The sequence below is a fragment of the uncultured Streptomyces sp. genome, assembly GCF_947488945.1.
GTDB lineage: Bacteria > Actinomycetota > Actinomycetes > Streptomycetales > Streptomycetaceae > Streptomyces.
On sequence record NZ_CANLBS010000016.1, the window covers coordinates 16,980 to 43,096 of the forward strand.

At 71.3% G+C, this 26,117-nt stretch carries 22 protein-coding genes; 11 read left to right on the forward strand and 11 right to left on the reverse strand.

What is annotated here, in order from left to right; all coding sequences use genetic code 11:
- Positions 1-112 precede the first annotated feature (112 nt).
- Both Q0994_RS23265 and ctaD read left to right on the forward strand, forming a co-directional pair.
- Positions 113-658 carry a hypothetical protein gene (locus Q0994_RS23265; protein WP_299538002.1) on the forward strand — a complete coding sequence of 182 codons (546 nt, stop codon included), beginning with the start codon at positions 113-115 and terminating at the stop codon, positions 656-658.
- 258 nt (positions 659-916) lie between these two features.
- Positions 917-2,653 carry a cytochrome c oxidase subunit I gene (gene ctaD / locus Q0994_RS23270; protein WP_299538003.1) on the forward strand — a complete coding sequence of 579 codons (1,737 nt, stop codon included), beginning with the start codon at positions 917-919 and terminating at the stop codon, positions 2,651-2,653.
- Positions 2,654-2,774: 121 nt separating this feature from the next.
- Here ctaD and Q0994_RS23275 read toward each other — a convergent pair whose 3' ends face one another.
- A complete protein-coding gene (locus Q0994_RS23275) occupies positions 2,775-3,614 on the reverse strand; it encodes an MBL fold metallo-hydrolase (protein ID WP_299538004.1) in 840 nt (279 codons plus the stop codon).
- Between the two features lie 166 nt (positions 3,615-3,780).
- Between Q0994_RS23275 and Q0994_RS23280 the strand changes: the two genes are divergently transcribed.
- Entirely contained in the window at positions 3,781-4,485 is a 705-nt protein-coding gene (locus Q0994_RS23280; protein ID WP_299538005.1) for a phosphodiesterase, read from the forward strand.
- A gap of 122 nt (positions 4,486-4,607) precedes the next feature.
- Here the strand turns inward: Q0994_RS23280 and Q0994_RS23285 are convergent, their stop codons facing one another.
- Entirely contained in the window at positions 4,608-4,988 is a 381-nt protein-coding gene (locus Q0994_RS23285; RefSeq protein ID WP_299538006.1) for an FKBP-type peptidyl-prolyl cis-trans isomerase, read from the reverse strand.
- A gap of 140 nt (positions 4,989-5,128) precedes the next feature.
- On the reverse strand, positions 5,129-6,094 hold the full coding sequence (locus Q0994_RS23290; RefSeq protein WP_299538180.1) for a pirin family protein: 966 nt from the start codon (positions 6,092-6,094) through the stop codon (positions 5,129-5,131).
- A gap of 137 nt (positions 6,095-6,231) precedes the next feature.
- Here Q0994_RS23290 and Q0994_RS23295 point away from each other — a divergent pair, with 137 nt between their 5' ends.
- Positions 6,232-6,720: a carboxymuconolactone decarboxylase family protein gene (locus Q0994_RS23295; RefSeq protein WP_299538007.1), complete on the forward strand. Its 489-nt coding sequence runs from the start codon at positions 6,232-6,234 to the stop codon at positions 6,718-6,720.
- Between the two features lie 94 nt (positions 6,721-6,814).
- Here the strand turns inward: Q0994_RS23295 and Q0994_RS23300 are convergent, their stop codons facing one another.
- Together Q0994_RS23300 and Q0994_RS23305 are read right to left on the reverse strand one after the other, a co-directional pair.
- On the reverse strand, positions 6,815-7,768 hold the full coding sequence (locus Q0994_RS23300) for an aldo/keto reductase (protein ID WP_299538008.1): 954 nt from the start codon (positions 7,766-7,768) through the stop codon (positions 6,815-6,817).
- Positions 7,765-9,666 carry a hypothetical protein gene (locus Q0994_RS23305; protein ID WP_299538009.1) on the reverse strand — a complete coding sequence of 634 codons (1,902 nt, stop codon included), beginning with the start codon at positions 9,664-9,666 and terminating at the stop codon, positions 7,765-7,767. Before Q0994_RS23305 ends, Q0994_RS23300 begins: the two co-directional genes overlap by 4 nt.
- A 221-nt stretch (positions 9,667-9,887) precedes the next feature.
- On the opposite strand from Q0994_RS23305, the gene Q0994_RS23310 reads away from it, so the two are divergent.
- From Q0994_RS23310 to Q0994_RS23320, 3 genes are all read left to right on the forward strand, one after another.
- The gene (locus tag Q0994_RS23310) at positions 9,888-10,715 is read left to right on the forward strand and encodes an amidohydrolase (RefSeq protein ID WP_299538010.1); all 828 of its coding nucleotides are present in this window, start codon (positions 9,888-9,890) and stop codon (positions 10,713-10,715) included.
- 99 nt (positions 10,716-10,814) lie between these two features.
- Positions 10,815-11,801, forward strand: coding sequence for an acetylxylan esterase (locus Q0994_RS23315; protein ID WP_299538012.1), 987 nt, complete (start codon positions 10,815-10,817; stop codon positions 11,799-11,801).
- Between the two features lie 113 nt (positions 11,802-11,914).
- Positions 11,915-12,787 carry a GntR family transcriptional regulator gene (locus Q0994_RS23320; RefSeq protein ID WP_299538013.1) on the forward strand — a complete coding sequence of 291 codons (873 nt, stop codon included), beginning with the start codon at positions 11,915-11,917 and terminating at the stop codon, positions 12,785-12,787.
- 101 nt (positions 12,788-12,888) lie between these two features.
- On the opposite strand, the gene Q0994_RS23325 is transcribed toward Q0994_RS23320, so the two are convergent.
- The 4 genes from Q0994_RS23325 to Q0994_RS23340 all read right to left on the reverse strand — a co-directional run bounded on the left by Q0994_RS23325 (position 12,889) and on the right by Q0994_RS23340 (position 18,143).
- Positions 12,889-14,907 carry a right-handed parallel beta-helix repeat-containing protein gene (locus tag Q0994_RS23325; RefSeq protein WP_299538015.1) on the reverse strand — a complete coding sequence of 673 codons (2,019 nt, stop codon included), beginning with the start codon at positions 14,905-14,907 and terminating at the stop codon, positions 12,889-12,891.
- 111 nt (positions 14,908-15,018) lie between these two features.
- Positions 15,019-15,939 (reverse strand): carbohydrate ABC transporter permease, encoded by a 921-nt coding sequence (locus Q0994_RS23330; RefSeq protein WP_299538016.1) that lies wholly within the window; start codon positions 15,937-15,939, stop codon positions 15,019-15,021.
- 18 nt (positions 15,940-15,957) lie between these two features.
- Positions 15,958-16,914, reverse strand: a complete 957-nt coding sequence (locus tag Q0994_RS23335) for a carbohydrate ABC transporter permease (RefSeq protein WP_299538017.1) — start codon at positions 16,912-16,914, stop codon at positions 15,958-15,960.
- A complete protein-coding gene (locus Q0994_RS23340) occupies positions 16,893-18,143 on the reverse strand; it encodes an ABC transporter substrate-binding protein (protein ID WP_299538018.1) in 1,251 nt (416 codons plus the stop codon). The genes Q0994_RS23335 and Q0994_RS23340 overlap by 22 nt, the downstream gene beginning before the upstream one ends.
- Positions 18,144-18,962: 819 nt before the next feature.
- On the opposite strand from Q0994_RS23340, the gene Q0994_RS23345 reads away from it, so the two are divergent.
- Positions 18,963-19,703 (forward strand): ribonuclease activity regulator RraA, encoded by a 741-nt coding sequence (locus Q0994_RS23345; RefSeq protein ID WP_299538182.1) that lies wholly within the window; start codon positions 18,963-18,965, stop codon positions 19,701-19,703.
- A 306-nt stretch (positions 19,704-20,009) separates the two neighbouring features.
- A complete protein-coding gene (locus tag Q0994_RS23350) occupies positions 20,010-21,878 on the forward strand; it encodes a CocE/NonD family hydrolase (protein ID WP_299538019.1) in 1,869 nt (622 codons plus the stop codon).
- Positions 21,879-22,093: 215 nt separating this feature from the next.
- Here the strand turns inward: Q0994_RS23350 and Q0994_RS23355 are convergent, their stop codons facing one another.
- Positions 22,094-23,962, reverse strand: a complete 1,869-nt coding sequence (locus tag Q0994_RS23355; protein ID WP_299538020.1) for a WD40 repeat domain-containing serine/threonine protein kinase — start codon at positions 23,960-23,962, stop codon at positions 22,094-22,096.
- A 174-nt stretch (positions 23,963-24,136) separates the two neighbouring features.
- On the opposite strand from Q0994_RS23355, the gene Q0994_RS23360 reads away from it, so the two are divergent.
- Together Q0994_RS23360 and Q0994_RS23365 are read left to right on the forward strand one after the other, a co-directional pair.
- Complete coding sequence (locus Q0994_RS23360; protein WP_299538021.1) at positions 24,137-24,763, forward strand: glyoxalase; 627 nt, start codon at positions 24,137-24,139, stop codon at positions 24,761-24,763.
- Between the two features lie 113 nt (positions 24,764-24,876).
- The gene (locus Q0994_RS23365; protein WP_299538023.1) at positions 24,877-25,095 is read left to right on the forward strand and encodes an MbtH family protein; all 219 of its coding nucleotides are present in this window, start codon (positions 24,877-24,879) and stop codon (positions 25,093-25,095) included.
- 177 nt (positions 25,096-25,272) lie between these two features.
- Here the strand turns inward: Q0994_RS23365 and Q0994_RS23370 are convergent, their stop codons facing one another.
- On the reverse strand, positions 25,273-26,004 hold the full coding sequence (locus tag Q0994_RS23370) for a triacylglycerol lipase (protein ID WP_299538024.1): 732 nt from the start codon (positions 26,002-26,004) through the stop codon (positions 25,273-25,275).
- Between the last annotated feature and the right edge of the window lie 113 nt (positions 26,005-26,117).

Below are 26,117 nucleotides of genomic sequence, written 5' to 3' on the forward strand. Positions count from 1 at the left end.
CTCGTCGCGCCGCCCCCCGAACGAAGGAGGGCTACGTGGAGGCGTGCGGGCGGTGCCGGACGCGCTCGGGCCGGAGCGTGTGGAAAGCCCGGACACGGGTACCCAGCGATTCATGATCACCCAAGTGCTGAAGCAGGGACTGCTGGCGGGCGCCGCCGGAAGCGTCGTCATGACCGTCGGAGAGAAGATCGAACAAGCGGTCACGCGCCGGCCCGACTCGCACGTGCCGGCGCGGGTGCTGCAACGCCTGACCGGTCTGCCGGAACAAGTGGGTGGCCGGAGCCTGTTGCTGAATTGGGCCATGCACTTCGGCCAGGCCACCGTGCTCGGTGTGCTGCGCTCCGGCATGGCACACGCCGGGCTCCGGGGGCCACTGGCCTCGGCGCAGTTCGCCGTCGTCCGGCTCACCACCGACCAGATCCTGGAGAACGCCACCGGGGTCGGTGCACCACCTTCCACCTGGCCGCGTGGAGAACTCGCCGTCGACCTTCTCCACAAGGCGGTCTACGGCTTCGCCGTCGGCGCCGTGGCCGACGCACTCGCCGCGCGCGGCGGTCCCGGGCCCGGACAGCGCCACGCCGGCGTCCGCCCGGGTCGCCACTCCGGTGTGGGACCGGTCCGCAGCCGTGGCCCGAGGCACACTCCACCGTCCCACTGAGGAAGCCGGTCGCACGCGGCGGCCCCCGGCCGTCGGCCAGCCGGACGACGAGGTTTCCCCCGGGGCTCGGCGTGCGGCGAAGACGGAGGGCGGCACCGCGGCCGGGCCCGGGGCGTGTCCCCGAACCTGATGGAAGGCTTTCAGGGTTCCCGCGTGAGTGTCGCACCCCGTAACTCGTCCTTCGGGCGCCCCCGGTGCGGTAAGCAAGAGTCCGCACGGAGACGTGCCGCTTTCCCGTTGCCGATGCGTGAGGGTCCCATGACTGCGTCAACCACCGAACCGCCGACCCTGGTCCCGGTCGAGAAACGAGGTCGTGGCAGTGTCGTCGTGACCTGGCTGACCACGACCGACCACAAGAAGATCGGGCATCTGTATCTCGCCGCCTCGTTCTTCTTCTTCATCGTGGCAGGACTGATGGCGCTGCTCATCCGCGCCGAACTCGCGCGTCCGGGACTGCAGATCCTGTCGCCCGAACAGTACAACCAGACATTCACCATGCACGGCACGATCATGCTGCTGTTCTTCGCCACTCCGACGTTCGCCGGATTCGCCAATGCCATCATGCCGCTGCAGATCGGCTCCCCCGATGTGGCGTTCCCGCGCCTCAACATGTTGTCGTTCTGGCTGTTCCTCTTCGGCGGACTGATCGTCCTCGGGAGCCTGCTCACCCCGCAGGGGGCGGCGGACTTCGGCTGGACCGCCTACACCCCGCTCAGCGGCGGCGAACGCACGCCCTACACCGGTGGCGACATGTGGCTCATGGGGCTCGCGCTCTCCGGCTTCGGGACCATCCTGGGCGCCGTCAACTTCATCACGACGATCATCTGCATGCGCGCGCCCGGCATGACCATGTTCCGGATGCCCATCTTCACCTGGAACATCCTGTTCACGTCCGTGCTCGTCCTGCTCGCCTTCCCCGTGCTCGCGGCGACGCTCTTCGCGCTGGAGGCCGACCGGCGCTTCGGGGCACAGATCTTCAACCCGGAGAACGGGGGCGCCGTGCTGTGGCAGCACCTGTTCTGGTTCTTCGGGCACCCCGAGGTCTACATCATCGCGTTGCCCTTCTTCGGCATCGTGACGGAGATCATCCCGGTCTTCTCGCGGAAGCCGATCTTCGGCTACGTGGGACTCGTCGGCGCGACCATCGCCATCACCGGACTCTCCGTCACCGTGTGGGCCCATCACATGTTCGCCACCGGTGCCGTGCTGCTGCCGTTCTTCTCGTTCATGACGTTCCTCATCGCCGTGCCGACCGGCGTGAAGTTCTTCAACTGGATCGGCACCATGTGGAAGGGGTCGCTGTCTTTCGAGACCCCCATGCTGTGGAGCACGGGATTCCTCGTCACCTTCCTCTTCGGAGGGCTGACCGGAATCATCCTGGCCTCGCCGCCCCTCGACTTCCACGTCACCGACAGCTACTTCGTCGTGGCGCACTTCCATTACGTCGTTTTCGGCACCGTCGTCTTCGCCATGTTCGCCGGCTTTCACTTCTGGTGGCCCAAGATGACCGGAACGATGCTCGACGAACGTCTCGGAAAGATCCACTTCTGGACGCTCTTCGTCGGATTCCACACCACGTTCCTCGTCCAGCACTGGCTGGGGGCGGAAGGCATGCCACGCCGCTACGCGGACTACCTCGCCGTGGACGGGTTCACCGCTCTCAACACGCTTTCCAGCATCGGCGCCTTTCTTCTCGGCGCCTCCACGCTCCCCTTCTTCTACAACGTGTGGAAGACGGCCAAGACGGGCAAGAGGGTCGACGTGGACGATCCTTGGGGCTACGGACGTTCGCTGGAGTGGGCCACCTCCTGTCCGCCACCGCGGCACAACTTCGTCACGCTGCCGCGTATCCGTTCGGAGTCGCCCGCGTTCGACCTGCACCACCCGGCCATCCGGAAGATGGACCAGGCGCACGTCACCGGCCGCCGCGACGCGTTCGAGCCCGATGAGGGAGCCGCCTCGCCCCTGGGCGGCGACGAGAACGACAAGGCGTGACCGTCCCGCCGCCGGAACGGGGCCCGTCCGCACGAGCGCGACGGGCCCCGTTCGCTTCCCGAGCGCGAGGCGGAGCGCCGCGTCGCCCGACGTGGAGCCGTGCGCGCCTCGACCGGAGGCGTCACGCCACGTGCACGTCCGCGGACCCCGGCGTGAGGGTCGCTTCCTGCCCGCGGCCGCAGTGCACGACCCTCTCCCCGAGGCCGCGCCGGTCCATCTCGTCCAGGAACGCGCTCAGCGGCGACTTCATCACCGTGTAGTCGTCGTAGTGGACGGGCAGCACGCGGCGCGGGCCCAGCCGCCGGGCGAACTCCGTGCCCTGCCGTCCGTCCATGGTGACCACCAGGCCCCCCGGCAGCGTCGTGCCTCCCAGATGCAGGACCGCCAGGTCGGTGTCCGGGTAGCGGCGGGCGATCTCGTCGACACCGTCGAACAGCAGCGTGTCGCCGGACACGTAGACGCGCAGGCGCGCCGGCCCGCCCGCGGGCCCGAACTCGAGGATGCTTCCCATCACCCGCGGGAGCAGAGCGCGCAACGGTCCGAGGGCATGACGACCGGGCGTCGCGGTCAGGCGGACCTGGTGGCCGCTCCTGACGAGCACCCGGTCCTCCCAGGTACGTAGCCCGGTGGCACGGCGGAAGCCCTGGAACGTGCGCAGCGTCCGCGCTGCCTGCGGGGTGGTCAGGACGGGAAGGCCACGGTCGAGATTCCTGCGGGCCACCCGGTCCCAGTGGTCACCGTGCAGGTGGGACAGGACGACGGCGTCGAGGTCGGGAAGCTCCCCGACGGTCAGAGCCGGTTCTCGGAGCCGCTTCGTCAGCAGCCCGTAACCCAGGTGCGCGTGCCGGCCGCGATGCAGGAAGTTCGGGTCGGTCAGCAGGGTCAGCGGCCCGTACCGCAGGAGCAGGGTCGCGTTGCCGATGAAGCGGATCCGTACGGGTGTGTCCACTGCCGGCGTCATGATGCCCCTCTCGTACGGTGTTGTCCGGTAGTCCTCCCGAGTAACCCGTACGCGGCGGTCCACACGGACGGACCCGCAACCGCAGCGCGGAGCGGGTGCCCCTACCGTGGAGCGGAGCACGCCCGCACCACCGTCGACGCCCCGCAATCCCGGAACGGAGCACCGCATGGACCGTCTTGATCGCTTCGCCTTCCGCGCTGCCCGTACCTCGGCCCACCGACGCGGCAGCCGCCCGGCTCTGCACCCCGACGGGGTGATCATGGCAGGCCGACTGGACCTGCCCGCGCGAGCGACCCGCTGGGACGTGCCGTGGCTGGACACGCCGGGCTCGCACGAGGTGACGGCGCGCTGGTCGCGCGCCGCCGGCTTCCCCCGGTCCTGGCCCGACGGCGCGGGGCTGGCGCTGCGGGTGGCGTGCGCCGACGGGCCCGGCCACCACCTGGACCTCCTCATGACGTCCAGCGGCCGCGGCCGCTGGACCCGCCACCTGCCTTTGCCTCGCGGGTCCGCCACCGCCGGTCCGTACTCCACGCTGCTGCCCTATCTCGTCGCCGGGCGGCGCGGTGTGCTGGCCCTGTTTCCCGAGCCGGGCACTCCGAGGATCAGCACCGACCCCGCGGCGGTGGGGGCGGCCGTCGCGCAACGGCCCCTGGCCTTCGCGCTCTGCTTCGGGACGGGAACGGCCTGGCGGCCTCTGGCCCGGTTGATCCTGAACGGCACCGACGTCTCCGCGGGCTCCCGCGAGGGTCTGGCGTTCGACCCCTATCGCAACCGGCTGCCCGGTCTCCGCCCCGTGGGTCTGCTGGGGGCGCTGCGCGTCGCCGCCTACGCGGGCTCCCGTGCGGGGCGTCGTGCCGGGCCGCCCGTGTGACGGGCCGGCCGTGTGGCGGAGACGTCCGACCCGCCGCCCTCCGGCTGCCGGGTTCCGGCCGGCCGCCACGGGTTCCGCCCGACCGGGGCCTTCTCCGGGCCACGAGGCAGGGGGCGGACGGCTCAGACCGCGACGGAGAGGAGGTCCACCACGAAGAGCAGGGTCGAGCCCGCCGGGATCGAGGGCGCGGGCGACTGCTTGCCGTACCCGAGCCGCGGAGGAACGATGATCTCGCGCCGGCCGCCGACCTTCATCCCTCTGATCCCGCGGTCCCAGCCCTTGATGACCCTGCCACCGCCCACGGCGAACTTGAACGGCCTGCCCCGGTCCCACGAGGCGTCGAACTCCTTGCCCGACGCGAAGGCGACTCCGACGTAGTGGACCTGCACCACTCTGCCCGGCTTCGCTTCCAGTCCGTCCCCCACGACCAGGTCGCGGACGGTCAGCTCGGTGGGAGCGTCACCTTCCGGAAGGTCGATCACGGGTTTCACCGGTTCAGTCATCGAAAACCTCATTCGTTCGCGGTCTCACGCGTTCGGCATCCGCGTCCCGGTTCCACCCGGTGGGGCATCGTCCCGGGAGGCAGCCGGCGGTGGTGCCGGGCCGGGGCCCGGACTTCACCGGTCGGCTGCGGCGCGGCGGTTCAACGGGTGTTCCCGCGTGACTTCAGCCGGGTCGTGGGGAGCTGCGGGGCGGGGATGCGGTCCCCGTCGTACCCCTCGACGGCGCCGAAGCGGTCGGAGTGCGCTTCCCACTCCTCGCGGGCGCGGACGACGTCCTCGTGGGTGCGGCCCACGAAGTTCCACCACATGACGATCTCCTCGCCGAACGGCGTCCCGCCCACCAGGACGGCGCGGGCCGGGGTGTCGGTGTCGTTGGCGAGGGTGAGGGTGGGGGCGCCCGGGGCGAGGTAGCCGAGGTCCGAGCGGTGCAGGAGGCGGTCCTGGAGGCGGATGTCGCCGGTGTCGACGAGAAGGGCGTGCTCGAAGTCCGGGTCCACGTCGAGGGTGAGGCCGGCGCGGGGCTCCAGGACGATCTCGGCACCCAGCAGCGGGGTGAAGGTCGGCACCGGAGAAGTGTCGCCGGCCAGGGAGCCGAGGAAGACGCGGAGCGTCGCGCCGTCGCGCCGGACGGGTACGGGGGAATGGTGGCGGAAGTCCCGGCCCGCGTTCCGGTGCTCCTCGGGGAGCGCCACCCAGAGCTGCACGCCGTGCAGGACCGTGGTGTCCGGCGTGGAGACCTCCGTGTGGCTGATGCCGTGGCCACCGGTCATCAGGTTGAGTTCGCCGGGGCGGACGAAGGCGTGGCTGCCCATGCTGTCGCGGTGCTCGATCTCGCCGCTGAACAGCCAGCTCACCGTCTGCAGGCCGGTGTGCGGGTGGGGCGCGACGTCCATCCCGCCGGTCTCCGCGACGTCGTCGGGGCCGTAGTGGTCGATGAAGCACCAGGCGCCGACGAAGGTACGGGCGCGCTGCGGCAGCGTGCGGCGGACCGTCATGGCGCGCAGACCGCCGAGCGGCACGTCGCGCGGGGTCAGCACCTCCACTTCGCCCCCGGGGACCGGGGTCCCGAGGACCTCCGTCCCGGTGTGGGGTGTGACCGGCCCCATGCCGATGCCGTTCATCGCCGGCCTCCCTTTCCCGCCAAAGGTGCTTTCATGTTTAACGATCATGCTCGATACTAGTCCGTCCCCTTCCAGGGTGCACGGTACGACCTGGGACCGTGCGTCCCGGTGAGGAGTCCGCAGTGAACGGCACCGAGGCGGGCCGCGCCCCCCAGCGGGTCTACGTCGACAAGCGCAGCCCCGAGGCGTTCCGCGCCATGACCGCGACCGCCGAAGCGGTGCGCGGGGTCGCCGCCTCGGCGGGCCTCGACCGTGTCCTGGTCGAACTGGTCAACCTCCGGGTCTCCCAGATCAACGGCTGCGCCTACTGCCTGGACGTCCACACCCGCGCCGCGCTGCGCGAGGGCGAGACGACCCGGCGGCTCGGGGTCCTGGCCGCCTGGCGCGACACCGAGCTGTTCACCGGGCGGGAGCGTGCCGCCCTCGCCCTCGCCGAGGCGACCACCACCCCCGCGGACGCCGTGCTCCAGGAGGGCGCCTACGCGGACGCGCGGGCGGTGCTGACCGACGAGGAGATCTCCGCAGTCGTCTGGGTGGCGATCACCATCAACGCGTTCAACCGGGTCTCCATCATGAGCAAGCACCCGGTGCGCGGCCTTCCCCGGCAGTAGGAGTCCCGGCCGGAGCCCGTCGGCCGCACCGTCACACCCGCGCCGCCCGTGCCCGCGCACGGTGGCGCGGGCACGGGCGGCACAGCCGGGCCCGTCAGCGGCCGAGCAGTCCCGGCGGGACGAACCCCGCCGCGGCCAGCCGGTCCCACAGCTCGTCGGGGACCGGGAAGCGGGACGCGGCGGCGTTCGCGGTCACCTCGGTGGCGGTCCGGCAGCCGAGCACCACCGAGTCGACGGCCGGATGCAGGAACGGGAACTGCACCGCGGCCGCCGCCGGCGGGACCCCGTACTCCTCGCAGATCCGTCCGCAGAGCCGCGCCCGCTCCAGCACCTCGTCCGGAGCCGGGTGGTAGTTGTACATGGCACCCCGCGAGGGATCGGCGAGCAGACCGGTCGCGAAGACGCCGCCGACGACCACCTCGGTGCCCGTCCGCCGGCACAGCGGCAGCAGGGTCCGCAGCGCGCCGTGGTCGAGCAGCGAGAAGTGCCCGGCCACCAGCACCACGTCCACGTCGAACTCGGACACGAACCCCGTGAGCGCGGCCAGCCGGTTCATGCCGAAGCCGATCGCGCCGACCAGGCCCTCGTCCCTGAGCCTGCACGCCGCGGCGTACGCGGTGGCCCTGACCTCGTCGGCGTAGTCCTGCGGGTCGTGGAGGTACAGCACGTCCACCGAGGAGCGGCCGAGGCGCTCAAGGCTGCCCTCCAACGAGGTGCGGATACCGCGTTCCGTCCAGTCGGTGATCCAGTGGGGCTCCGAGCCGGCCCCCTCCCGCAGCAGCCAGCCGGCCTTGGTGGAGATCACCGGCCGGGCGGTCCCCGCCGGTAGCAGTCGGCCGAGTCTCTCCTCGGCGAGACCGTTGCCGTAGCGGGGCGCGGTGTCGAACAGGGTGATGCCCTCGGCCGTCGCGGCCTCCAGCGTGGCGGCCGCCTCCCGCTCGGTCACCTCCTCGAAGAGGCCGCCCAGCGGGGCGGTCCCGATGCCGAGCCGGGGGAGTGCCCGGCGCGGTTCCGGCAGGGATCCGGCCGGCGGGTGCGGGGCGGTCACGCGGTCACCTCCCACGGGGACAGATACGTGGCCCCGGCGGCGCGGAGCGTCATCGTCAAGGTCAGCCGCACCCACGTCCCGGCGGGCAACTCCACCGCACAGTAAGGGCCTTCGACCGGCCGGACGTCTTCCTCGTCCACCTGGACCGTGTGCAGCAGGTGCTCGGCGTACGTCCCCGCCTGCACCACCAGCGACCGCACGGCGGTGCCGAGGTTCACCAGCTCGACCACCGTGTGCTCGGGGCGGATGTCGGACACCAGGGCGGCGACGTCCGTCGGCAGCCCCGGCCGGCGGCCCTCCGCGTCGAAGTACCGCAGGTGCAGTTGGGCCAGCCCGCCGTTGTACAGGACCTGCGGCGCGCCGGTGGTGAGCTGGAGCAGCGCCTCGGTGACGACCGGGTTGAGGTGCTGCCAGTGGTGGATGCCGAGGGCGTCGGGTCCGACAGCTGGGTCCACGGTGTCGTTCCCGATCGACTCGACCCGCTGCGCGCAGGAGGCCAGGGCGCAGCGCAGCATCTCCTCGGGGAATCCGGAGTTGCGGCCGTGCAGGTACTCGAACCACGGCTCCTCGTGGCCGGCTTCCTCCTTGATCCGCTGGATGTGCACGGTGGACCAGTCCCAGGCGGAGCCCTCCCTCAGCCGCTCGACGCGCTCGGCGTCCGCCCGGTCCCGGCTGAAGTGCCACAGGGACACCGGGAGCTGGCCCGGCATGACGGTGAAGTCGAACCAGCCCGAGTCGTCGTGGCGTTGCGGCACCATGAGGGTGCGGTCGGCGTCCATCGCGAGCAGGTGCGGCAGCCACCGCTCGCCCAGGGTCCCCATCTGCTCGGCGCTCTTCTGCTCGGCGTGGCGCAGGACCGCGTCGAGGGGGTTGCGGGCCAGGTCGAGGTATCCGGTGTCGCCGGTCAGCAGGGTGGCGTTGGTCGCCCCGACGATCGCGGCGGATGCCACCGAGGACAGGCCGTGCGGCCAGCACCATCCGTAGTGCGCGCCGTACCAGCGGCCCTCCAGGTACTCCCCGACCCCACCGCCCAGACCCACGTTGTCGGGCAGCACCGGGTGCCCGGCGGACCGCTCCTGCCAGGCGCCGACGTACTCCGTCACCCAGTCCGCGTACCGCTGTTCGCCGCTCAGCAGATGGGCGTTGGCGGCGAGACCGGTCGCGGCCAGGTTGACGGCGGTGTCACCGCGGCCCATCCGGTCCCACATCGCGCGCCCGTAGGCGCGGGCCCGGTCGGGGGACGCGGCCAGCTCGTCGAAGGAGGCGGCTTCGTCGATCCAGTCGAGCGGCAGCCCGTACGGCCGCAGGCTCGGGCTCCACGGGAAGTACGTGTCGTGGTCGCTGAAACCGGGGCGGGGGCCGCCGGCGCCGTTGTGCGGGGCGCGGATCACCCGGTGCCCGGGGTCGTAGTTGGGGCCGCCGGGCAGGTAGAAGTCGGCGAACCGCAGGGCCAGCGTGCGCAGTCGCGCGTCGTGCGGGTCCGCCAGGCACAGGGCGTAGAAGAAGAGCATGCCCTCGCCCTGATGGAACCAGTCGTAGCCCCGCTCCATGCCGTCGACCAGCATGCCCATCCCGGTCAGCTGGTCGCTGACCCCGTCCCAGTGGCGGCGCGACGCCGAAAGCAGGTCGGCGCTGCCGCCGAGGAGGTAGAGCGTGGGCCAGTTGAAGAACGGCTCGTAGAAGTCGTCCACACCGTCGCGGTCGTCGAGCCCCTGGCCGAGCGTGTCGCGGAAGACCAGGCGGCCGTCGGTCTCGGTGTAGCGGTCGGCGAAGATCCGCCACGCCTTGTCCTGCGCGGCGAACAGCTCACGCTCCAGCACCGCCCAGCGCGGGACGGCGGCGGGACGGCGGGCCGCCCTCACCCGGGGCGCGCCGGAGGGAAAATCGGTGTGCGTCATCGGCCGGAGCCCTCCGGGGAGTGTTCGTGCGCCCCGCCCGCCGGTCGCGCCGCCACGTCGCGGGCGCACCCCCTCGCCGCCGGTCCGCCGCCGCGCCGCTCGACACCGATCATCAAGAACACCCGTCCCCTCACTATCGCCCATCGATTACCGATTCTTAAACTCTCATAGGTGCACACCGAGGTGTCAATACGCGTCAACACCCGCGAGAGGTAAAGATCTTGATCGACTGCCACGCCCATCTCTGGGACCCGGAGCGGGGTTTCCCCTGGATCCGTCCGGGCACCCCCCACCACCGGCCCTATACCGCCGACGACCTCCGCCGCTCCGCCCCCGGCCCGGACATCACCGGGACCGTGCTGGTGGAGGCCTCGCGCGGGGATGCCGGCGAGACCCTGGCCCTGCGCGAACTGCGCCTGCGCAGACCGGAACTGGTCGCCGGGTACGTGGCCAATCTGCACGTCCACGGGGCCGGTGGCCCGGAGGCGTTCCGGGACTTCCTGGAGGGCCTCGGGGAGACCCGGCCGAACGGGACGCGGCTGGGCGGCGCTTCCTGGGAGGCGACACCGCGGGACGCCCGCGCCCTGGTCCCGGTGCTGGCCGACAGCGGGACGGTCCTCGAACTCAACCTGCACCACCGGGCCTTCGACGCGGCCGCGCGGGTCGCGCGGGCCCATCCGGGTCTGACCGTGGTCGTCGACCACCTGGGCAATCCGCCCCACCTCCACCAGGAGCCGGAGCCGCAGGAGTGGCTCCGGGACCTGCGGACGGCCGCCGGTGTCCCGGCCGTGGTGGTCAAGATCTCCGGTCTGCTCACTCAGCAGCGGGGCGTATCCCCGCACCGGACGGCCGCGTTGGTCCACCGCGTGCTGGACGCCTTCGGGCCGGACCGCTGCCTGATCGGCTCCGACTGGCCGATCTGCCTGACCGGCGGAAGCCGCGCCGCTTCCCTGGCCGCGGCGACCGGGCCGCTGCACCGCCTCACGGCAGGAGAGCGGGACGACGTGCTGAGCGCCAACGCCCGGCGGGTGTACGGGCTGCACGGTTGACAACGTTCGGAGGGCCTTGATTCTCTTCGATGATCGATAGGCGATAAGTGCTTACCAGTCGGCCGTCCGGCCGGCTCCGACCTCCTACGGAGACCGAGCATGGCTTTCTTCGACCTGCCCCTGGACGAGCTGGAGCGCTACCGCCCCGCCCTCGACGAACCCGCGGACTTCGACGACTTCTGGCGGGAGAGCCTGACCGCCCACCGGACCGGCGGGGCCCTGATCGCGTGCGAGCCGGTGCACAACGGGCTCGCCACCGTCGACACCTTCGACGTCACCTTCGCCGGCTACGGCGGCCACCCGGTGCGCGGCTGGCTGCAACTCCCGGTGACCCGCACCGGGCCGCTGCCGGTCGTCGTCGAGTACCTGGGCTACGGCAGCGGACGCGGCGCACCGCACGAGAAGCGGCTGTGGGCCTGCGCGGGGTACGCCCACTTCGTGATGGACACCCGGGGCCAGGGCGCCGAGACCCCGGACCCGGACCCCGCCACCGGGGACGTCGCGGCCCCCGGCTTCCTCACCCGCGGTGTGCTCGACCCCCGCCGCTACTACTACCGCCGCCTCTTCGTCGACGCCGTCCGCGCCGTGGACGCGGTCCGCGAGCACCCGGCCGTCGACCCGGCGCGCGTGGTCGTGACGGGTACCAGCCAGGGCGGCGGGATCGCGCTTGCCGCCGCCGGCCTGGTACCGGACCTGGTCGCCGTCATGCCGGACGTGCCGTTCCTGTGCCACTTCCCGCGCGCGACGACGATGACGGACCTGCCGCCGTACGTCGAGGTGTCGCGGTTCGTCAAACTCCACCGCCAGCACGCGGCGACCGTGGCCCGCACCCTGTCCTACTTCGACGGTGTGCTACTGGGCCGCCGGGCCGACGCACCGACCCTGTTCTCGGTCGGTCTGATGGACCACATCTGCCCGCCGTCGACGGTCTACGCGGCGTTCCACCACTACGGGGCGGACGGCGGGGTCCAGCAGTCCGAGAAGCGGATCAGCGTCTATCCGTTCAACGATCACGAAGGCGGCGGCCCCGCCCACGAGGTGGTCAAACTGGAATGGCTGGCGAAGCGGCTGAAAGGCGCGGCCTGAGACCTCTACCCGCCCCTCGTGCGCGGTGGAATCGGGCCGCTTCCGCATCGGATCGATAGACGATGAGCACGTATCATCACGAGGGGCACCCCCGGACCGCAGGATGGGAATTCATGGCAGTGAACGAGTCGGCGGGGTTCGTCTCCACGCTGGCGACCAATAAGGACCGCTTCCGCCGCACCCTGATCTCCGACCAGGTGTACGAGTTGATTCGCCAGGCCATCGTCGAGGGTGATCTCGGACCCAATGAGCGGGTGGTCGAATCAGAGATCGCGCGACGCCTCGGGGTGAGTCAGGCGCCGGTGCGCGAGGCCGTCAAGCAACTGGCCCGCGAGGGCCTGCTGATGCATGTGCCCCGGCGCGGGAATTTCGTGGTCGAGATCTCCCAGCAGGACGCGGAATACGCTCGTCAGGTGCGCGAGCCGCTGGAGCGTCTGGCCGCGTCGCTCGCCGCCGAGCGCGTCACCGAGGAGAATCTCGGCGAACTCGACGCGCTGGTCGCACGGATGCGGGCCGCGGTGGCGGAGAACGACGTCAGCCTGTTCCGTGACGCCGACATCGAGTTCCACACCGTCGTCGGCCGGATCTCGGGCAACCCGCTCCTGGTGCGCATGTGGGAGGTGCTGGAGCCGAGCCTGCGGGCGCTGCGCGCCATCGCCGACCCGCTTTTCGACGGTGACTGGCACGCGATGGCCGACGAGCACGGCCGGCTGGTGCACCTGCTGCGCGAGGGCGACCCGGACCGGGCCGCCGAGGCGTTCGCCGACCACGCGGCGGGCCGCGGACCGGTGCCGGACGCCCGCACGGCGAAGAGGAACGCGAAACCCACGGTCGCACCCCGCAAGACGGCTGCCCTGGCCGGAACCGTCCCCGCCGAGAACGGCGTGGCCGAAGCCGCGGCCCCGCGCAAGGCAGCCGCGGCCCGTAAGCCCGCCGCCCGCAAGGTCGCGGCCACCGGCAAAGCCGCGGCGCCGCGGGAGAGCTGAACCCCCGCGAGACCCGAACCCCCACGCCGAAGGCCCCGCACCGGATCGAGACGATCTCGCCGGTGCGGGGCCCTTCGCGCTGCCAAGGGGTCACCTGGGGGTCAGCGGCGGGCGCCCGCCGTCCACTTGGGTGCGCCGTACTGGTACGCGCCCAGGCTCGGGACCGGGTCGACGGAGCCGTCGTTGATGCCCGGCAGCGGGATCGCCGCGTTGCGGGCCGGGGACGGCTCGGAGAGGCGGTAGTCGTTGGCCGCGGAGTCGACGAACAGCGGATTCACGTCGGACGGAAGGTTGTTGGAGAGCACCAGTCCGCCGTTGGTGGCGTCGGTCAGCCCACGGATGGCGCCGATGTTGTTGAAGATCCGGGTGCCGGTCGAGGCGTTCGGTTCCTTCACGTAGAACAGCGTCATGCCGCCGGTGTTGTTGTGCACCTCGTTGTCGTGCGAGCCGGTGCCCAGGCCGTTGAGCATCACGGTGCCCTCCAGGTTCTTCCAGCCCACGTTGTCGGCGATCACCAGGTTGCTCTGCCCGTTGTCGGCGTAGACCCCGGCGACGGCGAACGGGGTGACGTTCGGCGTGGGCGTGCCGTCGTGCAGCAGGTTGTGGTCGATGGAGGTGCCCATCATGTCCGCGCTGCAGCAGGTGTAGATGCCGGCGGTGTCCAGGCTCAGCCGGGCGTACTGCGAGATGTCGTTGTGCGCGATGGTGTCCGGGCCGGGGGTGAGTCCCGGCGTGGTGCCCCACTGGAGGTTGATCCCGCTGCGCCCGACGCGGTAGATGGTGTTGTGGGTGACCGTCTGGCTGTTGCCCTGGACGGCGATGCCGGCCGCGTAGGTGCCGAGGTAGTCCACGTCGTGGATGACGTTGTCGGTGGCGGTGTTGTTCTGCCCGCGCAGCGCGACCCCGTTGCCCGCGCTGAGCGACAGATCGCTGTTGACGATTCTGTTGTACGTGCCGTCGATCACGATCCCCGTGTCGCCCACGCCCCGTGTGACGGAGCTGCCGCAGTCGGTCGCGCCGTCCGTGATCTCGGTGTAGTGCGAGAGGTACTTCCCGTCGATGTGGTCCAGGACGTTCCCGGTGGTGGCCGGTCCCGTCCGGATCGTCGAGGCGAACAGGCCGATGCCGCTGACCGTGGTGTGGCTGGTGCCGTTCAGGTCGAAGGCGAGCGGGCGGGTCTTCGCCTCGATGGTGTGCCCGGCCGGATCGTCGGTGCTGTACACGTACAGCTTCCGGGCGGCCGGGTCGTAGAACCACGTGCCCGGATGGGCCAGTTCACCGATCTTGCCGGACAGGGCGTACCGGGTGTCCTTGGGGACGACTTTATGCACGCACGGGGGTGCGGCGGTCAGCTCGACCTGGCCGGCCGGGGAGCTCTTCACGGTGGTGGTGGCCGAGACGTACCAGTAGCCGGTGAGGGCGCGCGCGCCGTCCCAGTAGCCGGCGGGCCTGGTCAGGTCGGCGTCCACGATGGTCGCGTCCGCGCTGCCCGCTCCGGCGTACTGGAGCGCCGGGTCGAGCAGGTCGGTACCGGGGTAGGGCCACTGGGCCTCGATGCCCATCTGCCGGTCGGTGAAGATCTGCACCGTGGTCGGGTCGGCTCCGAGGTCCACGTCGGTGGACCAGACGTCGCCCGCGGCGACCGCGTCGCCGAAGTCGGAGTCCGGGGCGTACGGGTCCTGCTGCCCGATCGCCGCGAGGTCGGCCGCGGTCACCCGCGCGAAGCCGTCGACCCGGCCGGTGCCGCTGAAGGTCACCTCGGCGCCGGGCGCCGCCTTGTACGTGATGGGCTGGGCGGCCGTGCCCGACCGGGCCGGCACCACGGTCTCGGAGTAGGTGCCGGAGGCGATCTGGCAGGTGTCGCCCGGCACCATGACGGCGGCGCAGTCCTGGACGGAGGTGAAGGCCGTGCGCGGGGAGCGGCCGGCCGCCGGTCCCGCGTGGGCGGGTGCCGCGGCGCCCTGCCACTGCGGGGCGACGTAGTACGTCCGGCCGCGGCCGGAGCCCGGATGGGCGGCGGCGGGTACGGCGGCCGCGGCCAGCACGGCCGTGGAGGCCAGCACCGCCACCGCCGCGGGCAGGAACCTGCTGCGGGACCTGGTCAGTAACGTCGTCAGCACGTGGGTGTCCTCTCGGAGTTGCCTGGTACGGATGCCGGCCCGTGCGGATGCCCCGTCCGGCAGGTGTCCGGTCGTACGGGTCCGTCGGGGACGGGGCGCGGGGGCGCCGGGTCAGCCCTTCACCGCTCCGACGGTGAGGCCGCTGATGATGTGGCGCTGCATGTAGATGAAGAAGATGATCACGGGCGCGACCGCGAGCAGCAGATTCGGGAAGACCTTGGTCAGGTCCGTCGAGTACTGGCTGACGCCTGCGTAGATCGCCGTGGTCACCGTGTAGTGCCCGGACGACGGACTGAGCAGGATCTGCGGGCTGATGAAGTCGTTCCAGATGCCGATCGAGTTGAGGATCAGCACCGTCACGACCGCCGGGCGCATCAGGGGGAAGATGATCTGCCAGAACGTCCGGAACCGTCCGGCTCCGTCGATCGTCGCCGCGTGGTCGATGTCCCTCGGGATGGTCCGGATGAACCCGGCGAACAGGAAGATGCTGACCGGCAGGGTGGACGCGACGTCGTGCGCGATCAAACCGGTCACCGTGTTCGCCAGCCCGATCTCGCGGAGTACGTAGATCACCGGAATGATCACCGCGGCGCCCGGGATGAACGTACCGGCCAGGAAGTACAGCAGGACCAGCTGGGTGCGCCGCTTGAGGCTGCGGGCGATGGCGTACGCGGCCGGGCCGGCCAGCAGGATGCAGAACACGTCCACCATGACGACGAGGAACAGGGTGAAGCCGTACCCGCCGATGACGTTGAACTCGGGGCTGTCGATCGCTGCGGCCATGTGCTCGAACGTGAGGCCGGTGAAGGGCAGCGCGAAGGGGCTGCTGAGAATCTGCTGCTGCGACTTGAAGGCGTTCACCACCAGCAGATACACCGGCACGATCATCACCACGGCCAGCACGCCCAGCATCACCCCGCGCAGCAGGGAGCGCGGCTCGCGCTCCGTCACCGACGGGCCCGCGGGATCCCCGGAGAGGTGCGGCGGGGCCTTCTTCGGGGCTTCGCGCCGTTCCCGGGCTTCGGTTTCCATGACGACCACCTTCGGCTCCTAACCTGCGGCTGCTTGGTCTTGACGGTTGCGCAGCGCGGTCACGAGCAGCGCCAGGGCCGCGGAGACGACCATGAGGAACACCGACTGCGCGGTCGCGTAGCCGACCTTGGTGCCCTCGAAGGACCGGGCGAGGATCAAGTAGGAGAACGTCTGCGTCGAGCCGGCCGGACCACCGCCGGTGAGGCTGACCACCAGGTCGTAGGCCCGGATCAGACCGACCAGGTTGAGCACGGTCGCCACCGTCACCACCGGGGCGATCATCGGCACGACGACCTTCATGTTCATCTGCCGCCTGCTCGCGCCGTCGATGGCGGCCGCCTCCAGCAGTTCCGCCGGAACCGTCTGGAACGCGGCGACGAACAGCACCACGTTGAATCCGAACCCGGCCCACACGATGACCGCGATCAGCGACACCAGCGCGAACGTCTCGTCGAAAAGGAATCCGACCGGCTCGAACCCGAACGAGCCGAGCGTGTTGTTGACCGCCCCGTTGGTGCCGAGGATCGCCGCCCACAGGTACCCGAGGATCAGGGCGCTGATGACGTGCGGGAAGTAGGCCACCGCGCGGAAGAAGGAGTTGGACCGGGACCGCCCCTTGAGGACCAGGGCGTAGGACAGACCGAGCCCGACCATGCCCACGGTGCCGACGGCCGCGATCAGCGCCGTCACGTACCAGGACTGCGTCGAACTGGGGTCGTCGAACAGGTGGCGGTAGTTCTCCAGCCCGATGAAGGCGGCGGGGGAGAAGCCGTCCCAGTCGGTGAAACTGAGGTACACCGCGACGCCCACCGGCACCACGGTCATCACCGTGTACAGGATGACCGCGGGTCCCATCAGGCCGAAGGTGACAGCGCCTTCGCGGATCCGGGCGGCCCGGCGGTCCGGCGGCGCACCGTCCTTGCGGACGGGGCCGGCCGCCGGACCGCGCCGGGTCAGCTCTGCGAGTTCCACCACTTGTCCAATCCCTTGGCGACGTCCTCGGCCGAGGAGCCGGTGTACAGGGACTGGATCTGCGTGTTCAGCTCGCTGCTGAAGCCGTCGACGGGCTGGCGGTTCCCGGCCTTCACGAGGATCGAGGGGGCCTTGTCCAGGATCGCCTGGACCTCGGTGCCGAGGCTCGACACCGGGTACGAGAAGCCCTGACGGAGATTGCCGTCGGCGGCGAGCTGGCTCTCGATCGCCTCCGGGTCGGTGACGAGCCACCGGACGAAGTCGATCGCCTCGGCCTTGTGCCGGGACTTGTTGACGACCACGTAGGGGGAGGCGATGTTGCCGAACTGCCCGGAGGGGTACGCACCGTCCGTCGGCATGGTGAAGACGCCGACCTCGTCGCTCTTCTTCGCCGCGTCGGCCGCCGGCACGAAGTACGAACCCATGATGTACATCGCGGACTTGCCGTCCAGGAACGCGGTCTGGCCGTCCGCGTACGTCAGCCCGAGGGCGCTCTTGTCGAGGTATCCCGAGTCGATCCAGGAGCGGTAGCGCTCCAGGTAGCGGAGATAACCGCTGTCGGCGAACGAGCCCTCGCCCTCGTTGCGCTCGGCGGTCCAGTCCGGGTTCTCGGTGAGCACCCCGGCGTCGGCCATCATCGAGAACTGCGACCCGGTGACCCACTGGCCGGCCGTCTGCAGGGGGGTGTAGCCGGCCTTCTTGAGCTTCTTCATCGCGTTGGTGAACTGGTCCAGCGTCTTGATCCGCGCCGCGTCCAGACCCGCCTTGGCGAAGGCGGCCTTGTTGTAGAAGACCAGCGACTGGATCTGCTCGCCGACGCCCACCATGTACCGCTTGCCGTCGATGGCGTACTCGTCCGCGAGCGGCACGTCCTTCGTCCAGGCCTGGTCCGTCAGGTCGGCGAACAGGTCCACGTTCTCGGCCGACGGGGTGATCTGCTGCGCGATGTCCGGCGGGTCGCCCGCGGCGAGGTCCTGGGTGAGCTTGGCGTTCGCCGATATGGTCCCGGTCAGTTCCAGCTTCACCGTGACATCGGGGTGGGCCTTCTCGTAGCGGTCGAAGAGCTTGTTCCAGTAGGCCTGCGTCAGGTTGGGCGAGATGTTCACGATGACACGGAGAGTGGTCTTGCCGTCGGCGTCGCCACCACCGGTGCCGCCGCCGCACGCGGCGGCGGAGGCCATCACCAGCGGAGCGACGGCCATCGCGTAGACCTGGCGCCACATTCTGTTCATTCGGACACGCTCCATTGCGTATGCGGGGATCGATGACGGCCGAGATGGAACCACAGGAATTTCGGTGCGGTCAACAAGGAGAACGCATCGGAACGAGCCCTGAGGAAATCGGAGGGATTCCGGCTCGGGCACGCCGAAAACACTGTCTGAGCGCGGCTTTTGCGCGGCCGTCAGGTCGGTGGTGCATGCCGGTCCCGCGTCCCGTGATTCCGGGCGCGGACCCGCGGATGCCGGGTTGCGGAATCGCGGGTGGAACCGCCGATCAATTCCCGGAGGGGGAATTCACCGGAGGAGAAAACGGGGTTCGGGGAGACGGACCGGTTCCGGGCGGCCTTGGGGTGACGGACCGTCGGTCCGGGGCGATCCGCAGGAGCCGTCACCTCCAGGTATGTTCTATCGTCTATCGATTACTGATGCTAGGGGTGGCCCTCCACATGTCAAGGGTCCCGTCGCAAACCCGTGCGTCCGTCCGGCGGGCGCCACCATGTGCAGCAGTGGCGGGAGTTGGGGGAGGCAGGGGGTGGGGGCAGGGCGGGAGTGCGGGCCGGGCGCCCTTCGGCCGTGGCGGGGCAGGGCCCGCACGGTGCGTCCGTATGGGGGGACCGGTGTGTTCCGGGGGTGGCGCGAGGTCGGCTTCGAGGCCCGTGAACTCGGGGCGGGCGATTGACAGTTGTCGTCGGCGCGCTGTTATCTACCATCGATAGACGATTAACGTCACCGCTGTGTACGTGCGCCGGGAGCGCGCGGAGAGGCAGGGAAATGAACCCGACCGGGGATCAGGGAGCGCCACCGACAGGGGGTCCGGCCGTCTACGAGTCGATGCTGGCGCCGGTCCACACCTCGTCCTTCACGCGGCCGACCGCACGCATGGTGTCGGCCCTGTCGGAGGTGAGCGCGGCGACCGCGTGCGCGAAGCTCCATCAGATGGGCATCACACGGACCTTCATCGACGGGCCGGTCCCGCTGCACCGCGAGCCCGACGTGAGAGTCACCGGCGGCGCCGTCACGCTCCAGTTCCTGCCGCAGCGGGAGGACGTCTTCTCCGGCAAGGACCAGGAGGACGCGGAGCGCAAGACCGCGCTGTGGGGCGTGCTGGAGTCGATCCGGCCCGGGGACGTGCTGGTCGTCTCCGCGCAGGGCAGCCACTTCACCGGCTGTCTGGGCGACATGCTGGTGCGCTACTTCCAACTGCGCGGCGGCGCGGGCATCGTGGTGGACGGCCGGGTGCGGGACGCGGCCAGGATCAGGGCGCTCGGAGTGCCGGTGTGGTGCACGGGCGTGACGCCGCACTACGCCTCGCAGACCGAGCTGTTCCCCTCGGCCTTCAACGTGCCGGTCGGCGTCGGTGGCGCCCTGGTGACGCCGGGGGACCTGATCGTCGCGGACGAGGACGGCGCGGTCGTGGTCCCGCAGGAGAACGCGGTCCCGCTGGCCGAGGACGCGCTGGCCCACCAGGACCGGGAGGAGTTCGCGCGCCGCCGGATCGACGAGGGCGGCAGGCTGTCCGACTACTACCCGCTCACGCGGGAGGGTCTGGCCGAGTACCTGAAGAGCAGGTAGCCGCGCCGTGGCCCCGGCCGCCGGCCGGAGCACCCTGCGGGCTCCGACCGGGGCCCCCGGGTCCGCCGTAAGGACCGGGCCGGCCCGCACGAAGGCGCAGGCCGGTCGCGCGACCGGGCCCCAAGCGTGGATCGCCACGGTGCCGGATTCGGTAACACGACGTACACACGAGGGCGTTGCCCCGGGCGCGCGATGATCATAGGCTCGCCCGTCGGAAGCCCTCGTCATGTGCATGCCTACGTGGGGAGGGCCCGCCGCTCGGTCCGCACCGCCTGCATCATGGCTCACCACCCACCGGAGGAGCATGTGAGAGCACGTCGCGCGGCAGCCCTGGCTGCCTCGGTCCTCGTCAGCACCCTCGCCCTGACCGGTCTCGCCGGCCCGGTCACCGCCGCCGCTGCGGAGCCGGCGCCCCACGCCGGGGCCGCTGCCGCACCGGGTTCCGTCACCCACGAGGAGAACGACCGCGTCCCGGAGGGCGCCGTCTGGACCCAGCACTACTTCCCGTCGTCCGACCGCTCCGGCACCGAACTGCACGCGGACGTCCTGCTGCCCGAAGGGCTGAAGAAGGGCGCGCGGGTCCCTGTCATCCTCTCGGTGGGCCCCTACTTCGGACACGCCGGGCAGACCGACGCCGAGGGCTGGAGCCACACCGGCCCCTCCTCCCGCTTCCAGGACTTCATCGAGGGCACCGACCTCTTCGACCAGGGCTACGCCTTCGTCATGGTGGACCTGCGCGGCTTCGGCGGCTCCACCGGCTGCCTCGACTGGGCGGGCCCCGGCGAACAGGCGGACGTCCGCGCGGCGATCGACTGGGCGGCGGACCGGCCGTGGTCCACCGGCGCCGTCGGCATGTACGGGAAGTCCTACGACGCCTCCACCGGCCTCATCGGCAACGACCTCGACCAGCGCGCGCTGAAGGCCGTGGTCGCGCAGGAGCCCGTCTGGGACATGTACCAGTACATCTACTCCAACGGCGTGCCCCGCCCCAACGTCACCGGGACCGCCAACGCGTACAACTCCATCGCCACGCTCGACGCGCTGCCCGACGACGACGCCCGCTACCGGTCCAACGCCGCCTACGAGCAGGCCCACCCCGAGTGCCTGACCCAGAACGCGGCGGGCTACCTGACGACCGACCAGGACAGCCCGTACTGGACCTCCCGCGACCTGGCGAAGAAGGCCAGGGGCAGCGACACCCCGCTCTTCGTCACCCAGGGCTTCATCGAGAACAACACCAAGCCCGAGGAGATGCAGGAGTTCCTCGACAACCACAAGGGCCCCGAGCGCGGCTGGCTCGGGCAGTGGGAGCACGTGCGCGGCGGCGACCGCACCTCCGACGGCCGCCTCTCCATGGGCCGCGAAGGGTGGTACGACGAGACCCTCGCCTTCTTTGACCAGTACCTCAAGGGCAAGCGCCCCGAGGTCTCCTACCCCGCCTACTCGGTGGAGGACTCCACCGGCGCCTGGCGCGCCCAGCGGACCTGGCCCGGTGAGTCCGTGAGGGTGGGCGTCGCCCTCGGCAGCGGTTCCTACCTGGACGACGGGGGAGCGTCGGCGCGCGCCGCGGCCACCGCGGACGGCGGCCCCGCGCTGCGGCCCTCCACCCAGCCGTCCGGCGAGTGGGACCTGGAGAACGCCCCCTCGCTGGACCCGGCCGCGCCGAGGACCCTGGCCGCGGGCGCGGCCGGACTCCAGTCCGCCGGCGAGGTCACCTCCAGCTTCTTCGTCCGCTCCGAGCCCGTCGCCCGGCCCGTCCGCCTCACCGGCACCCCACGGCTCTCGCTGACCGCGCGGGGCGAGGGCAACCTCATGGTGAAGCTTTACGACGTCGGCCCCGACGGCAAGGCCGTCATGTTTGACGAGCAGGTGTCGCTGGTGGACACCGGCCGGCTTTCCGTCGACCTCAAGTCCACCGACTGGACACTGGCCGCCGGACACGTGCTGGCCGTGGAGATCGGTTCCATCCAGACCGGCTCCTGGCGCGACACCCCGTCGGGCCGGACGATCCAGGTGAAGGACGCCCGGCTCACCCTCGCCCTGGACGACCCGTCCGACGACGTGCCCACGGCCGGTGCGCGCTCGCCGTTCCTGGACACCTACCTGCGCCAGTACACCGTGCAACTCCCCTCCGGTGACGCTTCGTTCAGACTCGCGATCGGGCGTCGCCACTGAGGTGGGGCCGGACCGGGACGGGCGGAGCGCTCGCCCGGGCGACGGCGCCCGCCGGTCCGGCCCTCCCGCCCGTCAGCCCGTCCGCCGCGCCGGCCGGTCCGCGCGGGCGGGGGTGCGCGCACCGGTCCGCGCGGGCGGGTGTGCCCATGCCGGTCCGTGGCGGCCGGCCCATGCAGCGTGGTTCGAGCGCCGATCGCCCCGGAGAGGCGCGCGGCTCAGCCGCCGGTCGCCCAGAGGCGGACGCTGCCGTCGGAGCAGCCCACCGCGAGCGTCCCGCCGTCCGGGCTGAACGCCAGCGCCCGGACCTGCTCCGAGCCCTCGGGCAGGATCAGCAACTGCGCGCCCGACCGGGCGTCCCGGACGATGACCGTGCCCCCGTGATCCCCCGAGACGAGCAGCCGGCCGTCCGGCCCGTAGGCCAGCGCGCCCACGTCCTCGGTGTGACCGGTGAGCCTGCGGTGCCCGCGACCGGTCCGGGCGTCCATCAGGAGGACCAGCCCCTTGTCCTCCGGGGCGAGCGGGGAGCAGACCGCGGCGATGCCGTGGCCGTCCGGACCGGCCGCGAGGAGGCGGACCCGCCCGTTCGGCCGGATCGACCGCGGACGGTGCGACTTGCCCGAGCGCGGGCTCCAACGGCGCAACTGGCCCTCGCCGCCGCCCGTCACGAGGAGCCTGCCGTCCGGGCTGAAGACGGCCGGCCCGGTGGCGCCCGGCAGATCCATGAGGTGTTTCGCGGTCCGGCCGTCCCACAGGCGCACCTGCGCGTCACCGCCGACGGCGAGGGTCCGGCCGTCGGGGGCGAACTCCAGTGAGACGACGGTGCCGGAATGGCCCGTGAGCTGGGCCCGCAGGGCGTCGGTCCGGCCGTCCCACAGGCGTACCACCGCACCCTCGCCCCCGGTGGCCAGGGTGCTGCCGTCGGGGGAGAAGGCCAGCGCGTGGACCCGGCTCCCGCCGCCCCCGCCCCCGGCGAGTTCGTGCCGCACCGAGCCGGTGCGGGCGTCCAGCAACCGGACCCCGGCGAGGCTGTGGCTGGTGACGAGCGTCCGGCCGTCCGGGCCGAAGGCCAGCGCGTCGACCGCGCCGCCGGTCGCGCTCGTCAGCGTCCGGCGCAGCTCGAATACGCGGCCCGCGCCCGGGTTCCGTGCCGGATGGGCCGCCAGGGTTGGGGTCGGGGGCGTGCGGGGGCGCCGGCCGCGCCCCTGCCGGGAATCCCGCAGCGAGCCGGCCGCCGCGGTCGGCAGCGCGTCCCTGGTCGCCAGCTCCGCGAGAACGGCGGCGGTCTCACGGGAGTCGGGCCGCTTGGCCGGGTCCTTGGCCAGCAGGTCCAGCACCAGTCTCTCCAACTCGCGGGGAATGCCCGGCCGCAGCGTGCCGGGGCGTGGCGGGGCGGCCTCGACGTGCTGGCGCATCAGGGCGTAGAGCGGCTGGTCGACGGGGAACGGGAGGATGCCCGTCAGCATCTCGAACATCACCACACCGAGCGAGTAGAGATCGGTGCGGGCGTCGGCCGTCTTCCCCTGATGCTGCTCGGGCGACATGTAGGCCGGGGTGCCGGGCACCGGACCGTCCGACGTCAGCGTCCCGGTCGTGCCGGCGACCCGGGCGATGCCGAAGTCGCAGACCTTCACCCGGTCGCCGGCCTGTACGAACAGGTTGGCCGGTTTGAGATCGCGGTGCACCACCCCGTGCTGGTGGGCCGCCGCGACGGCGTCCACGGTCTGGCTCGTCAGGTCCACCACCCGGGGGAACGACAGTGGTCCCTGCTCGGCCAGCAGGTGCGCGAGGTCCTGGCCGATCAGCAGTTCCATCACGATGAAGCGGTACGCGTCCTGCCGGCCCGCGTCGTGCACCACCGTGATCCCCGGGTGGTGCAGCCCGGCGAGGATCTCGGCCTCCCGCCCGAAGCGCTGCTCCGGCACGGACTCCCGCGCCACGCGCATCAGCTTGACCGCAACGTCCCGCCCCAGTACCGGATCGCGCCCCTGCCACACCTCTCCCATGCCGCCGCGGCCCAGCAGCCGCCCGAGGGTGTACCGGTCGGCCAGGGTCGTACCGGCCGTCACCATTGCAGGCTCCACCATCGGCTCCGTTTCGCGGGCTCCGTGCATCCGGACGTCGTGCGGGGCCGGACGACCGGCCGACGACCATCCAAGCGTGTGGGGTCCGGCAGGTCGAGAGCGGCGTTCCGGCGGAGCGGGCCGACCGGTCAGGAATCGAGAAGCACGGGTGGTGGTCCCGCGCCTAGCGTCGTACGCATGAACTTCATCGAGACAGTCACCCTCGGCGCGGCCGACCCCGCGGCCGCCGAACGCTTCCTCGCCGACGCCTTCGGGCTGGACGCCCGGATCGGGGTGCGCGCCTGCGCGGAACCCACGGACGGCTTCCGCGGGTTCACCCTGGCGCTCACCGTCGGCCGGCCCGCCACCGTCGACAGCTTCCTCGGCAGCGCCGTCGAGGCGGGCGCCACGGTCCTCAAGCCCGCATCCCGGTCGATGTGGGGGTACGGCGGAGTCGTACGCGCGCCGGACGGCACGATCTGGAAGGTCGCCACCTCCGCGAAGAAGGACACCGGGCCCGCCGAACGCCGGATCGACGAACTGGTCCTGCTGCTCGGGGTCGCCGACGTCGCCGCGAGCAAGCGGTTCTACGTCGGCCAGGGCCTCACCGTGTCCAGGAGCTTCGGACGGGTCTACGCCGAGTTCGAGGCCGGCGACGGCCCGGTGAAGCCGGCTCTGTACCGGCGCCGGGCCCTGGCGAAGGACCTCGGCGTGGCACCGGAGGGGACCGGGGCCCGCCACATCTTCCTCGGCTGCGCCGGCGGGCCCTTCACCGACCCGGACGGCTTCGCCTGGGAATCCGCCGCCCCGGTCCGTACGGCCTGAGGGCCTCCGGGCGAGCCGGCCCGGCCCCGTGAGATCGCTGGGCGGACGGGCGGGAAAAGGGTAAGGTCACGGAAGCTTGGTTAAGTAACCCTTACCTAACTTGAGGAGTGTCGATGGCCAATCCGTTCGAGGACGAGGACGGCACCTTTCTGGTGCTCGTGAACGACGAGGGGCAGCACTCCCTGTGGCCCGCCTTCGCGGAGGTGCCCGGCGGCTGGACCGTGGCCCACCCCGAGGACAGCCGCCAGGCCTGCCTCGACTACGTGGAACGACACTGGACCGACCTGCGGCCCCGGAGTCTGACCGCCGGCACCACGCCCGCCTCCGCCTGAAGCTCCGCCGGTGGCCCTCGGGGTGATGCCGAATCAGCCTCCGCCGTGACTCCGGTCGAAAGCCCCCGTGACCGGCTGCCCGCACGTCGGTGAGCCCCGTACCCTGCGTCACGAACGCCGGGTCCGGGGCTCGGGCGCGGTCGGCCCGCCTCGTGGGCGGGCCCGGCCGGCACGGAGTCAGGAGGCGACGAAGTCGGCGATCCTGCCGAGCGTGATCGTGTCCGTCAGGTACCCGATGTGGGTCTGGCAGGCGACGTTGTTGTTGGTCGCGCCGTCCAGCTTGGTGCTGGTGTACGGGAGGATGATGCCGTCGCACGCGGAGTACCAGGTGGCGTACTTGGTCGCACCGGGCGTCTCGTCGCCCGAGGTGATGGTGGAGATGTACGAGGAGCCCGGGTACATCTGCTGGCAGGTGACGTAGATCAGGCACGCGCTCGCGTACGTGGTCCCGTGGTTCGCGCCGGCGATGGAGGCGAGGTGGCTGACGCTGGTGTTCCCGCCGAGGACCTTCAGGTAGTACTGGCTGACGAGCCCGCCCATCGAGTGGTTGACGATGGCGACCTGGCTCGCGCCCGTCTGCGACTTCACGTTGTTGACGAACGTGGCCAGGCCCTGGGCGTTGGTGATGTTGTTGCCGTACGAGTTGTACTCGTAGGTGAACAGCTTGGACGAGGCCCAGCCCTTGGCCTGGAAGACGGTCTTGGCGGTGACCCAGTTCGACGCGCTGCCCGTGTACCCGTGGACGAAGACGACCGGGGTACTGGTCGACAGCGGCGCCACCGCGGCGGTGGTCCTGGCGGCGGGCGCCTGGTCGGCGGCGCCGGCCGCCGACGCCGAGGAGAACAGGGTGAACGCGGCAGCGGCGGCCGCGAGAACGCCGAGCAGACGGCGCGGGGAACGACGACGCATGGGAAGCTCCTGATGCGGAGAAGGGGTTGACCCGATCAGAGTCGTCCCGCCCGATGACTGTCGCATCGGTGAAAACACCGGCGTCCGTACCGGCTTCCGCGCTCGCGCGGCGC

Excerpts from the sequence above, each read along its gene's own strand:
- Q0994_RS23265 (WP_299538002.1), top strand. The coding sequence starts at position 113 with ATGATCACCCAAGTGCTGAAGCAGGGACTGCTGGCGGGCGCCGCCGGA.
- ctaD (WP_299538003.1), top strand. The coding sequence starts at position 917 with ATGACTGCGTCAACCACCGAACCGCCGACCCTGGTCCCGGTCGAGAAA.
- Q0994_RS23275 (WP_299538004.1), bottom strand. The coding sequence starts at position 3,614 with ATGACGCCGGCAGTGGACACACCCGTACGGATCCGCTTCATCGGCAAC.
- Q0994_RS23280 (WP_299538005.1), top strand. The coding sequence starts at position 3,781 with ATGGACCGTCTTGATCGCTTCGCCTTCCGCGCTGCCCGTACCTCGGCC.
- Q0994_RS23285 (WP_299538006.1), bottom strand. The coding sequence starts at position 4,988 with ATGACTGAACCGGTGAAACCCGTGATCGACCTTCCGGAAGGTGACGCT.
- Q0994_RS23290 (WP_299538180.1), bottom strand. The coding sequence starts at position 6,094 with ATGGGGCCGGTCACACCCCACACCGGGACGGAGGTCCTCGGGACCCCG.
- Q0994_RS23305 (WP_299538009.1), bottom strand. The coding sequence starts at position 9,666 with ATGACGCACACCGATTTTCCCTCCGGCGCGCCCCGGGTGAGGGCGGCC.
- Q0994_RS23315 (WP_299538012.1), top strand. The coding sequence starts at position 10,815 with ATGGCTTTCTTCGACCTGCCCCTGGACGAGCTGGAGCGCTACCGCCCC.
- Q0994_RS23320 (WP_299538013.1), top strand. The coding sequence starts at position 11,915 with ATGGCAGTGAACGAGTCGGCGGGGTTCGTCTCCACGCTGGCGACCAAT.
- Q0994_RS23330 (WP_299538016.1), bottom strand. The coding sequence starts at position 15,939 with ATGGAAACCGAAGCCCGGGAACGGCGCGAAGCCCCGAAGAAGGCCCCG.
- Q0994_RS23340 (WP_299538018.1), bottom strand. The coding sequence starts at position 18,143 with ATGAACAGAATGTGGCGCCAGGTCTACGCGATGGCCGTCGCTCCGCTG.
- Q0994_RS23345 (WP_299538182.1), top strand. The coding sequence starts at position 18,963 with ATGCTGGCGCCGGTCCACACCTCGTCCTTCACGCGGCCGACCGCACGC.
- Q0994_RS23355 (WP_299538020.1), bottom strand. The coding sequence starts at position 23,962 with ATGGTGGAGCCTGCAATGGTGACGGCCGGTACGACCCTGGCCGACCGG.
- Q0994_RS23360 (WP_299538021.1), top strand. The coding sequence starts at position 24,137 with ATGAACTTCATCGAGACAGTCACCCTCGGCGCGGCCGACCCCGCGGCC.
- Q0994_RS23365 (WP_299538023.1), top strand. The coding sequence starts at position 24,877 with ATGGCCAATCCGTTCGAGGACGAGGACGGCACCTTTCTGGTGCTCGTG.
- Q0994_RS23370 (WP_299538024.1), bottom strand. The coding sequence starts at position 26,004 with ATGCGTCGTCGTTCCCCGCGCCGTCTGCTCGGCGTTCTCGCGGCCGCC.